This is a genomic window from Paracraurococcus lichenis (genome assembly GCF_030657435.1).
Lineage (GTDB): Bacteria > Pseudomonadota > Alphaproteobacteria > Acetobacterales > Acetobacteraceae > Paracraurococcus > Paracraurococcus lichenis.
This window is the reverse complement of the sequence record NZ_JAUTWS010000061.1, coordinates 20148-30812: the sequence shown is the minus strand read 5'-3', so window position 1 is coordinate 30812 and position 10665 is coordinate 20148. Positions and strand designations below refer to the sequence as shown.

General features: G+C 68.5%; 9 protein-coding genes and 3 pseudogenes. 5 read left to right on the top strand and 7 right to left on the bottom strand.

The genetic code is table 11. The features are described 5' to 3' along the window. Nucleotides 1-115, top strand: a pseudogene (locus tag Q7A36_RS31455) (IS1595 family transposase); the annotation flags it as partial. Nucleotides 116-989: 874 nt separating this feature from the next. Here Q7A36_RS31455 and Q7A36_RS31450 read toward each other — a convergent pair. Next, nucleotides 990-1166: pseudogene (locus tag Q7A36_RS31450) on the bottom strand (IS630 family transposase); the annotation flags it as partial. A gap of 108 nt (nt 1167-1274) precedes the next feature. Between Q7A36_RS31450 and Q7A36_RS31445 the strand changes: the two are divergent. The 4 genes from Q7A36_RS31445 to Q7A36_RS31430 all read left to right on the top strand — a co-directional run bounded on the left by Q7A36_RS31445 (nt 1275) and on the right by Q7A36_RS31430 (nt 4107). Further along, complete coding sequence (locus Q7A36_RS31445; RefSeq protein ID WP_305107749.1) at nt 1275-1868, top strand: hypothetical protein; 594 nt, start codon at nt 1275-1277, stop codon at nt 1866-1868. 318 nt (nt 1869-2186) lie between these two features. After that, nucleotides 2187-2357 (top strand): hypothetical protein, encoded by a 171-nt coding sequence (locus Q7A36_RS31440; protein WP_305107746.1) that lies wholly within the window; start codon nt 2187-2189, stop codon nt 2355-2357. Between the two features lie 56 nt (nt 2358-2413). Further along, a complete protein-coding gene (locus Q7A36_RS31435; RefSeq protein WP_305107745.1) occupies nt 2414-3244 on the top strand; it encodes a TauD/TfdA dioxygenase family protein in 831 nt (276 codons plus the stop codon). A 20-nt stretch (nt 3245-3264) separates the two neighbouring features. Continuing rightward, entirely contained in the window at nt 3265-4107 is an 843-nt protein-coding gene (locus tag Q7A36_RS31430; protein WP_305107744.1) for a CmcJ/NvfI family oxidoreductase, read from the top strand. Between the two features lie 21 nt (nt 4108-4128). Here Q7A36_RS31430 and Q7A36_RS31425 read toward each other — a convergent pair whose 3' ends face one another. The 6 genes and pseudogenes from Q7A36_RS31425 to Q7A36_RS31400 form a co-directional block, all read right to left on the bottom strand. Beyond that, on the bottom strand, nt 4129-4929 hold the full coding sequence (locus Q7A36_RS31425; RefSeq protein ID WP_305107743.1) for a MetQ/NlpA family ABC transporter substrate-binding protein: 801 nt from the start codon (nt 4927-4929) through the stop codon (nt 4129-4131). Between the two features lie 11 nt (nt 4930-4940). Then, complete coding sequence (locus Q7A36_RS31420; protein WP_305107742.1) at nt 4941-6413, bottom strand: MetQ/NlpA family ABC transporter substrate-binding protein; 1473 nt, start codon at nt 6411-6413, stop codon at nt 4941-4943. Then, nucleotides 6401-6799 (bottom strand): NIL domain-containing protein, encoded by a 399-nt coding sequence (locus Q7A36_RS42120; protein WP_305107748.1) that lies wholly within the window; start codon nt 6797-6799, stop codon nt 6401-6403. The genes Q7A36_RS31420 and Q7A36_RS42120 overlap by 13 nt, the downstream gene beginning before the upstream one ends. Before the next feature lie 192 nt (nt 6800-6991). Then, a pseudogene (locus Q7A36_RS42115) lies at nt 6992-7449 on the bottom strand (ATP-binding cassette domain-containing protein); the annotation flags it as partial. Between the two features lie 71 nt (nt 7450-7520). Beyond that, nucleotides 7521-8897, bottom strand: coding sequence for an LLM class flavin-dependent oxidoreductase (locus tag Q7A36_RS31405; protein ID WP_305107741.1), 1377 nt, complete (start codon nt 8895-8897; stop codon nt 7521-7523). 4 nt (nt 8898-8901) lie between these two features. Further along, nucleotides 8902-10509 (bottom strand): ABC transporter substrate-binding protein, encoded by a 1608-nt coding sequence (locus Q7A36_RS31400; protein ID WP_305107740.1) that lies wholly within the window; start codon nt 10507-10509, stop codon nt 8902-8904. Between the last annotated feature and the right edge of the window lie 156 nt (nt 10510-10665).

The window sequence follows — 10665 nt, the reverse complement described above, 5'->3', positions numbered from 1 at the left end:
TCGCCTCGGGCTTGGGCGGGTGAACGCGCATCACGGCCAGATCAAAGCGCTGGTGAACGGGCGCTGCCGTGGCGTGGCGACCCGGTATCTCGGCAACTACCTCGGCTGGCACCGGGCGATGCTGCACGAAGGCTTCACCGGAAAGGCGCTGCTGGATCGGGCGCTGGCGTAGTTCGGCGGGCAGCCTGCCGTGGCCGCCCAACACCCAAGTCGAACTGCGCTACGGGTTTTCCTTTGCCCAGGCGACCGCCTCAGCCACCTGTTCGGCTGTGATTGCGGGGTAACTGGTCAGGATCTCAACCAGGGCGTACCGGTTGTGAATGCGTAGGCGACGTCGCAGGCTGGGACGCGGGTACCCTCGATCACCGCCTGTGTGCCGCCGAGAACGTCAGAATCCACTGCAATCGCAACGCATTGTCCTTAAAGCGATTTTCCCGCGATTGTCCGCTTCTGCCGATTTGCGGGAAAAACCGGTTGAAATCAGGGGCACGCTTCGTTCGAAAGCATGACCTTCCTAAGTTCTAGCGTCCGGAGTAACCTCACACAGGATACACTATGAAGCCTGGAGGCCGAGTGGATCTCGCCGCGCTGAATGCCGCTACCCCGATCCTTTGCGTGGCGGGCGCGCTCGGCGGCGCCGGACTTGTGTATTATGCCGCGGCCTTCCTTCGGCTCCTGTGGCAGCGGCGTGTCGGAATGCCTCGACGATAGCTCGGAGCCAGCCGGGCCTCTCTGGCGTCAGAGCTGAGAGTCAGAACGCGAAATAACCGGGAAGATCAGCGCGGAATCGATACGTTGGGCCGCGCCGACACACCGCCATCATATTGGGCCGATGTCGCACGCTGGCATTTTGAGCCCCGTTGATCTGCCGTCGCCGTCTGCCCGTCGCGTTCCCTGCCCCAGCCGCGGCGACGGCTGGAACATCCTGGCCGACGTGGAGGTGTTCGTCCCCCCTCCGTTGAGGCGGAGCTGGAAGCCATGAGGCTTTACAGGCCGACGATGTCCTCGACCTTGCTGGCGGAGGCGGGGTGGTTGGAGCGCTTGAAGGTGCGCAGGCGGTGCGGCTGCAGGCGGTTAACCTTCCAGATGCGCTGCACCGCGCTCAAGCTGATGCCGACCACCTTGGCCACCGCCCGGCCGGTCCAGTGCGTCACGGCACCGGGCGGTGTAGCCACCGGAGTGAAACTGACCCGGTCGCCGGTTGAAAGCTGACCCAGGTTCTAGGGTGCCCTGTCACCGCGATGGGGGCCCGGATGATTGGGGGAGAGCTGACATTGGAGATCCGGGTGTTGGCCATCCGCTACCTCCGGGGCGGCTTATGGGTGCCGCTAGCCAATCGGATGGCCGCCGAGGGCATGGTGGTCGACCAAGCGGCGGCGAACCTGGCGGTGGGCCGCTGGCTGCGCGAGGTGGCGAATGTGCGGGCGCATGCCACGACAGGCGAAGTGCCTTCCGATCGGCTGGAGGCGGAGCGCCAGGTGCTCGGCCCCATCCCGCCGCCCTATGACGGCCAACTGCCCCGCCGCGCCGCGGAGGCGCCGTCACCGGCTCGGCCGCCGCTCGCCGGGCTGCAGCACCCGCTGGCCCTCTACGACGCGCTGTTCGCCGCGCCTGGCATGCCGGGAGCGGCACCATTACCGGAACGCAGCATGAGCGCCTTGGCGAGCTCTGCGCCGAGCTGCGCTTGGCGGCGGTGCCGGACCTCTACGTCGCCGTCGCCCAGGCCGCCGCAGCCCGTGCGCACCAAGTCGCGCAGGGCATCCGCGTCCCAGTGGCTGCGGCCCAGCACCGCCTGCTGTCGCCAAGGCCCGGAATCGCCGGTCGCCTCGGCCCGCATCCCTTCCGCCCCTCAGTCGATCCCGAACTGATGATTCGCATGCTGCTGATCGGCTACTGCTGCGGCATCCAGATCACAGGCACACGCTCGAGGCGCAGTGTGAAAAACTAGCTAACCGGTCCCGTCTCTCATCGATTGTGCGCCATACTTTCCTTGCGACCGCCCTACGCTGCCGACGCGTCCTGATCGTGCACGGCGCTCAGGCTGCCACGACGGGAGCAAGAAGCCGTGTCGCACAAAGAGGACCTGGGTTACCACGATCGACGAATTGACGATTTAAAACCGCTTATAGGCCTTGTTAAGCGATCATATAGAGTGGTTTAATCCCCGGGGACATCGGAGTTCACCCATGCGCGCTCTGCGGCGTCGATCGCTCGCCCTGCTGGCCACTGGCCTCGCCGCGGCGCCCTCAACCCTGGCGCAGCCGCGCCCCCTTCTCCGCATCGGCGACCAAGTGGGCGGCACGCGTGCCGTGGCAGAGGTCGCCGGGGCGCAATGCGGCTGCTGGCCGCGCGCCTGACCCCCTGGCGGACCACACCCGGCTGACCAGACAACCAAGCGGGAGACCTGAGACCCATGTCCTACGACGCCATGACGATCCACCGCATCACGCCGCATGTCGGCGCGGAGGTGCGCGATATCGACATCACCCGGCCACTGAGCAACGCGCAGGTGGACGAACTACACCGGGCGCTCGGCGATTTCGGCGTGCTGTTCTTCCGCGACCAGCCCTTCACGCACGACACGCAGAAGGCCTTCGGCCGCTACTTCGGTGAGCTCGACATCCATCCCAACACGCCGGGCCCGGAAGGCCACCCGGAGATTCTGCCGATCCATGCCGATGCCAATAGCAGGCGCATCGCCGGGGAGCGCTGGCATTCCGACGTCTCCTGCTTCCAGGCGCCGCCGCTCGGCAGCATCCTGCATCTGCATACCGTCCCGCCGATCGGCGGCGACACGCTCTTCGCCAGCCTAGCGGCGGCTTATGAGGCGCTGTCGCCTAAGATCAAGGTCTATCTGGAAGGGCTGACCGCGACGCATTCGGGGGAGCGGTCCTACCGCCGCACTAACCGACTGCTCGGCATCGACGACAGCGCGCGCGTCCATCCCAGCGCGGTGCATCCGGTGGTGATCCGCCACCCGATCAGCGGCCGGCGCGGCCTCTACGTCAATCGCGGCTTCACGGTGCGGATCAACGAGGTGCCGGAGGAGGAGAGCGACGCGATCCTCGCCTATCTCTACGCCCATGCCGAGAGGCCGGATTTCCAGGTGCGCTTCCAGTGGCAGCCGAACTCGGTCGCCTTCTGGGACAACCGCGCGGTGCAGCACCTGGCCGTGTGGGACTACTTCCCGAACACCCGCAGCGGATCGCGGGTGACCATCAAGGGCCAGACATTGGCGGCCTGAACCGAGGAGGAGCAACGAGCATGAGCATCACACTCGAACGCCCGGCGACCCTGCCCGACGTGGTGGCGGAGCTGAACTACCTGGCACCGACCGCGGGCCGCCCGCGGACCTATACCTTCGAGCCGCCGCCCGGCGAGCCGCGCAGCACGGTCAGGCCGGAGCCGCACCGTGTCACCATCCATAATGCGCGGAGGATCGCCGGGGAGGTCGGGCTCGACACCACCGGCTTCGGGCTGATCGAGCACCGGACGGCGGTGACCGATTTCGGCGACGAGGCGCAGATTCGCGACATCTACTATCCCGAGAGCATCGAGCTCATCAAACGCGCCACCGGCGCGAGCCGCGTCTTCATCTTCGACCACACGCTGCGCCACCGCATCCCCGGCCAGGAGGATTACCGCGACGGCCCGCGCCAACCGGCGACGCGGGTGCATGTGGATCATACCGAGACGTCCGGTCCGCAGCGGGTGCGCGACCTGCTGCCCGATGAGGCCGAGACGCTGCTGAAGGGCCGCGTGCAGGTCATCAACCTGTGGCGGCCGATCAATCACCCGGCGGTGGACCACCCGCTCGCCTTCGCTGATGCCCGCAGCTTCCCCTTCGCGGACTACGTGCCCTCGGACCTAGTCTATCCGCACCGGGTCGGCGAGACCTACAATGTCCGTTACAATCCGGAACACCGTTGGTACTACGTGCCGCAGCTGCGGACCGACGAGGCGCTGCTGATCAAGTGCTACGACAGCAAGACGGATGGCCGCGCGCGCTTCGTGGCGCATACCGCCTTCGATGACCCGACGACCCCGCCCGATGCCCCGCCGCGCGAGAGCATTGAGCTGCGGACGCTGGTCTTCCACCCGGAGTGAGCGGCGATCTCCCGGGCGCCGTCAGGCGCCCGGGATGACCGCACCGCCGAAGGTCGTCTCGACGAATTCGCGCACCGCGGGATGGCGATAGCCCTCCGCCAGGCGGCGCGCCCAGGGCTGCTCGGCATCGGCCCGGCGAACCACGACGAGCACGGTATAGACGCTCTGCGCCGTCTCCCGCGCCAGCGCGTCGCGCAGCGGATTCAGCCCGGCGGGCACGGCGAAATTGCCGGTGATGGCGGCGGCGTCCACATCCTCCAGCGCGCGGACGACGCTGGCGGCTTCCAGCTCGACGATGCGCAGCCGCTTCGGATTCTCGGCGATATCGGCCACCGTCGCCCGATGGTCGGCGCCGGGCCGCAGGCGGAGGGCACCACTCTCGGCCAGCAGCAGCAGCGCGCGGCCGCCATTGGTCGGGTCGTTCGGGATGGCGATGCGGGCGCCGCTCGGCAGCGCGTCGAGGCTGCGGTGCTTGCGGGAGAAGACGCCCATCAGCGTCAGCACAGTCTTGCCGATAGGGACGAAGTCATAGCCGCGCTGAGCCCGCTGTGCCTCCAGAAAGGGCAAGTGTTGGTAGGCATTGGCGTCGAGATCGCCGGCCGCCAGCGCCGCATTCGGCTGGATGAAATCGCCGAATTCGACGGCGCGGGTGACGAAGCCGTCCTGCGCCAGCACCCGCTGCACGACCTCGAAGGTCTGGGCATGGACACCCTGGGTGACGCCGACGCGGAGCGGCCGGGCTGCGGTGCCAAAGGTCGCCGGCTGGGCCGCGGCGAGGCCGGGCAGCAGCGCCGGCAGGGTGAGCAGGGAACGACGCAGCATCAGGCTTGTCCTCAGAAGGCGGGCACCACGGCGCCCTGGAAGGTGGTGGCGGCGAATTCCCTGATCTCCGGCGTCTGGTATGCCGCGACCAGGCGCGCCACCCAGGCTGCGTCCCGGTCCTGCCGGCGCACGGCGATCAGGTTGGCATAGGGGCTGTCGGCGTTCTCCAGCGCGATGGAATCGCGCACCGGGTTCAGCCCGGCCTGGAAGGCATAGTTGGAGTTGATGGTGGCCGCCTCCACCTCGTCCAGCGCCCGCGGCGGTTGCGCCGCATCCAATTCGAGGATGCGGAGGCGTCGCGGATTGACGGTGATGTCGGCGACCGTCGCGCGGAAGTCGCTGCCCGCGCGCAATTCGAAGGCACCATGGGCCGCCAGCAACACCAAGGCCCGGCCGCCATTGGTGGGGTCGTTCGGGATGGCAATGCGGCCCCCTGCCGGCAGGTCCGCCAACGCGCGATGGCGGCGCGAATAGACGCCGAGCGGGAAGATCAGCGTCTTGCCCACCGCCACCAGCGGCAGGTTGCGGTCGCGCACCTGCTGGTCGAGGAAGGGCTGGTGCTGGTAGCTGTTGGCATCCAGGTCGCCGGCGGCGAGCGCCGCGTTGGGCTGGATATAGTCCTGGAACTCCGTGATCCGCAGCACCAACCCGTCGCGCGCGGCGATCTCACGGACCTTCTCCATCACCTGGGCATGCGGGCCGGCGGTCACGCCGATGCGCAGGGGGCGTGCGTGCTGCCCACCTCCTGCGCCCGGGCCAGGGCGGGGATGGCGAGAGCGGCGAGCAGCAGCGGTCGGCGGCGGAGCATCGCGAGCTTCCTTCAGCGGTGGGACAGGCGGCGGACCAACCAATCCCCCAAGGGATTGCAGGCCCTGCACCAGGATGATGAGCACCAACACGACGGTCGCCATCACCTCCGGCATGAAGCGCTGGTAGCCGAACCGGATGCCGAGATCGCCAAGCCCGCCGCCGCCGATGGCGCCAGCCATGGCGGAGAAGCCGACCAGCGACACGAGCGCGACGGTGACCGCGGCGATCAGCCCCGGCAGCGCCTCCGGCACCAGCACCTTGGTGACGATCTGCCAGCGCGAGGCGCCCATGGCGCGGGCCGCCTCCACCACCCCGGCATCCACCTCGCGCAGCGCATTCTCGAACAACCGTGCGAGGAAGGCGGTGGCGGCCAGCGCCAGCGGCACGATGGCCGCGCCGGTGCCGATCGAGGTGCCGGCGACCAGCCGGGTGAAGGGCACAATGGCGACCATCAGGATGATGAAGGGCGTCGAGCGCAGGGCATTGACCAGCAGGCCGAGCGGCCGCTGCAGCCAGGGCATCGGCCGCAACCCGCCCGGGCCGGTGACCTGCAGCAGCAGCGCCAGCGGCAGGCCGCAGGCCACCGCGATGGCGGCGCTGGCGCCGACCATGACCAGCGTCTCCCAGAAGGCCTCCAACAGCAGGTCCTGCATCGTGGGCGTCAGCCAGCCCATGCGACATCCTCCTCGACCAGCAGGCCAAGCCCGCGCATCCAGCCGAAGGCGGCGTCGATCGCCGCCGCCGGGCCATTGACCGCCAGCGCCATGACGCCGAAGGGTTCGCCGGCGATCTCGTCCACCCGGCCAGAGACGATGTTGATGTCGATGCCGAAGTCGCGGCTCGCCTCGCTGATCGCCGGCCGGGTGCTGTGCGGGCCGAGGAAGAGCACCTGGGCCAGCCGGCGCTGCTGCCCTGGGCCCGGCTGCGGCAACCGCGCCAGGGTGCCGGGCGGCACGCCATGGCCGATCACCTCGGCGACGAAGCGGCGCGTGGTGGGCTGGGCCGGCCGGGTGAAGACCTCGAAGACCCGGCCCTGCTCGATTATCCGCCCGGCCTCCATCACCGCCACCCGGTCGCAGATCGCCTTCACCACGCCCATCTCATGCGTGATCAGCAGCACGGTAAGGTCGAGCTGGTCGCGCAGGCGACGGATCAGCGCCAGGATCTCCGCCGTGGTCTCGGGGTCGAGCGCGCTGGTCGCCTCGTCGCAGAGCAGCAAGGCGGGGGCGGAGGCCAAGGCGCGGGCGATGCCGACGCGCTGCTTCTGCCCGCCCGAGAGCTGCGCCGGAAAGGCATCCCGCTTTGCCTCCAGCCCGACCAGCGGCAGCAGTTCCGCCACCCGCGCGCGGCGCTGGGCAGGCCGGCGACCTCCAGCGGGAAGGCGATGTTCTCCGCCATCGTCCGGCGGTGGTGCAGGTTGAAATGCTGGAACATCATGCCGATGCCGCGGCGGGCGGCGCGCAGCCCGGCCTCGTCCAGCGCCAGCAGGTCCTGGCCCATCACCGTGATACTGCCGGCATCCGGCCGTTCCAGCAGGTTCACCGTGCGGATCAGCGTCGATTTGCCGGCGCCGGAGCGGCCGACGATGCCGAAGATCTCCCCGGTGCGGAGTTCGAGGGAGACATCGTCCAGCGCCACTGCGCCGCCGGCAGCGAAGCGCTTTCGGAGCCCGGCGAGGCGGATGGCGGGGGGATCGGGGCGGTCGGGCATGGGGCCGGGGTTATGGCCCGGCGGCACCGCCGATGTCACCTGTGCTGCCAGCAAGTCAGCCATCGGCGCGTTCATCCTTGCGGCGCCGCTCCCGGGCGATGCGCCGCGGCCGGATGCCAGCCCGCCAGCCGCGGCCGGCCAAACAGCTTGTCGCGCAGCGTGCCCGGCCGGTATGTCCGCTTGTAGCGGCCGCGGCGCTGCAACTCCGGCACCAGGTGCCGCGCGATATCCTCGAAGGTCTCCGGCAGCACGGCATAGGCGAGGTTCAGCCCGTCGACGCCGGTCTGGTCCACCCAGTCCTCCACCGCATCCGCCACCTGCCGCGCGTCGCCGACGATCACCGGGGCGATGCCGCCGATCGAGACGCGCTCGGCCACGTCCCGCACGGTCCAGATCCGGATCGGGTCGGCGCGGGTGATATTCTCCAGCGCGGAGCGGTTGGCATCGTTCTCGATGTGGCGGATCTCCTCGTCCAGCCCATAGGTCGAGAGGTCGAGCCCGGTCCAACCGGCCATCAGCGCCAGCGCGCCGCCGGGGCTGGCATGCCGGAGGCATTCCGCGTGCCGGTCCTCGGCCGCGGCCCGGGTCTCGCCCACCATCAATGTCAGCAGGCTGAAGATGAGGATCTCGGCCGGGTCGCGTCCTGCCGCCGCGGCGGCCTCCCGCAGGTCCCGCACCCGGCGGGCGATGACGGCGGCGGAGGGGCCGCTGACGAAGACGCATTCGGCATGCCGGCCGGCGAAGGCGCGGCCGGCATCGGACGTGCCGGCCTGGTAGAGCAGCGGCGTGCGCTGCGGCGAAGGCTCGCAGAGATGGATGGCGTCCACCCTGAAATTCGGCCCCGCATGCCGTACGGCATGAACCTTCGCGGGGTCGGTGAAGATGGCCTGCGCGCGGTCGCGGACCGCGGCGCCTTCCTCCCAACTGCCTTCCCAGAGCTTGTAGACCACCGCCATGTACTCCTCGGCGATGCCGTAGCGCGTATCATGCGCGATCAGCCGGTCGAGGCCATGCGCCCGGGCGCCGCTGTCGAGATAGCCGGTGACGATGTTCCAGCCGACCCGCCCTTCGGTCAGGTGATCCAGGGTGCTGTAGCGCCGTGCCAGCAGGTAGGGCGATTCCCAGGTCAGGGTGCTGGTGATGCCGAAGCCGAGGTGCCGCGTCACATGCGCCATGGCGGAGACCAGCAGCATCGGGTCGTTGATCGGCACCTGTGCCGCATGCCGCAGCGCCGCCGCCGGGCCGCCGCCATAGACGTCGTAGACGCCGACCACGTCGGCGACGAATAGCCCGTCGAACAGCCCGGCTTCGAGGATCTGCGCCAGGTCGGTCCAGGTACGCAGCTTGTTGTAGTCGGCGCTCCGGTCGCGCGGATGGGTCCATTGCCCGGGCGAGAGGTGCCCGGGCGTGTTCATGGCGAAGGCATTGAAGCGGATTTCCGATGCCATCGGTTCAGGTCGCCAGCCAGACGCCGGCAAGGTTGCCGTTCAGTCCCAGCCCGTCCACCGTATGATCGCGCACGCGACGATTGAAAATCGTCACCTGATCATGTGTCACGAGCGTCACCATGGGGACCTCCCGGCCGACGATTTCCTGGAATTCGCGGAACAAGGCGTAGCGTTTCGCAGGATCCGGCTCCACCGCAGCGGCTTCCAGCAGCCGGTCCACCTCCGGGTTCGCATAGCCGGAGCCATTGGAGAAGGGCAGGCCGCGCTTGATGTTCTTCGACCAGTAGGCACGTTGGAGGCCGACCGTCGGGTCGAACATGGCGCTGTAGAGGTTGATCGCCATGTCGTAGTCGCGGTCGGTATAGATGCGGCGGACGAAGGCGGCGAAATCCTGGCTGCGCAGGCTGACCGAGATGCCGATGCGGGCCAGCGCCTGCCGCACATAGGCCGCCATCTGCTGGGTCGAGGGGTGAAAGGGGTTGTAGTCATGCGTCAGGGTGAAGCGGATACCGCCCTGGCCGCGCCGATAACCGGCCTCATCGAGCAGCGCCTCCGCCCGCTTCGGGTCGAAGGGGAAGGTCGGCACCGCGGCGTGGAAGCGCTGGTTCGGCGGTATCGGCGTGGGCGAGATGGCGCCATAGCCGAAGCGTATGGTATTCAGGATCACCCGCCGGTCGATCGCATGGGCGATGGCCTGACGCACCGTGACATTCTTCAGAATCGGGTTGTCGAGGTTGAACTCCAGCTGACTCTGACCGCCGGTGTAGTCGTAGCCGCGGGTATCGATATCGAGCTGCGGCAGCGCCTTCAGTCGGGCGATGTCGGAAAACGGCACCGGCGTATCGGGGCCGATATCCAGCTCCCCGGTTTCTAGCGCGGCGGCGCGGGCCGAGGCATCCGGCAGCACCTTCAGCAGCAGCTGGTCGAGATAGGGCTTCGGCTGATCCCAGTAGTCCGGGTTGCGGTCGTACAGGATATAGTCGCCCTTGCGCCATTCGCGGAAGCGGAAGGGCCCGGTGCCGATCGGCCGCAGCTGCGCCGGGTTGGTCACCGGATTGCCTTCGCCATAGAGATGGTCGGCAACGATCGGTGATTCGGAGGCCGCCAGGGCATAGATCAGGTAGGGCGCCGGACGCGACAGCACGATGATGGCGGTCAGCGGGTCCGGCGTCCGCACCTCCCGGACATTGGCGAAGGTGCTGCGGCCGCGCGGATGATGCTCCTTCAGCAGGGCGACGGAGGTGGCGACATCGCGCGCAGTGAGAGGCTTGCCGTCGTGCCACCGCACGCCGCTGCGGAGCGTGAAGCGGTATTCCAACGCATCGGCGCTGACCTCCCATGCGGTGGCGAGCTGCGGCAGCGGGTTGAGCGCGAAATCGTAGGTCAGCAGCCCTTCATGCACCTTGGGGCTGACCCGATTCTCTGCCCCCGCCGTGGTGGCGATGGTGCAGAGCGCGGCGGGTTCCGGCTGGATCAGCATGCGAAGTGTGCCGCCGCGGCGCGGCGCCTCGGCCAAGGCGCCGGACGGCAGCGCACTGAAGGGCAGGACCAGGCCGAGCCCGAGGCCCAGCGTTGCGCGGCGGCGCCAGGACACCAATGGAGAGGTTTGCATCGTCGCTCCCATTCTCGTCTGCCGGCCGCGGCCGGTTTCACGACGCGTCACGGCGGCAGGCTGAATTAAACACGTTTTCTTATCGGTGATAACTTGAATAAGCGTTTACGGTACGTGAATCAAGCGGCATGCTGCCTCCCGACAGGCAGGGAGCTG

Coding starts and splice junctions, on each gene's coding strand:
- Q7A36_RS31425 (WP_305107743.1), bottom strand. CDS start 4,929: ATGCTGCGTCGTTCCCTGCTCACCCTGCCGGCGCTGCTGCCCGGCCTC.
- Q7A36_RS42120 (WP_305107748.1), bottom strand. CDS start 6,799: ATGGAGGCCGGGCGGATAATCGAGCAGGGCCGGGTCTTCGAGGTCTTC.
- Q7A36_RS31435 (WP_305107745.1), top strand. CDS start 2,414: ATGTCCTACGACGCCATGACGATCCACCGCATCACGCCGCATGTCGGC.
- Q7A36_RS31430 (WP_305107744.1), top strand. CDS start 3,265: ATGAGCATCACACTCGAACGCCCGGCGACCCTGCCCGACGTGGTGGCG.
- Q7A36_RS31440 (WP_305107746.1), top strand. CDS start 2,187: ATGCGCGCTCTGCGGCGTCGATCGCTCGCCCTGCTGGCCACTGGCCTC.
- Q7A36_RS31405 (WP_305107741.1), bottom strand. CDS start 8,897: ATGGCATCGGAAATCCGCTTCAATGCCTTCGCCATGAACACGCCCGGG.
- Q7A36_RS31420 (WP_305107742.1), bottom strand. CDS start 6,413: ATGGGCTGGCTGACGCCCACGATGCAGGACCTGCTGTTGGAGGCCTTC.
- Q7A36_RS31400 (WP_305107740.1), bottom strand. CDS start 10,509: ATGCAAACCTCTCCATTGGTGTCCTGGCGCCGCCGCGCAACGCTGGGC.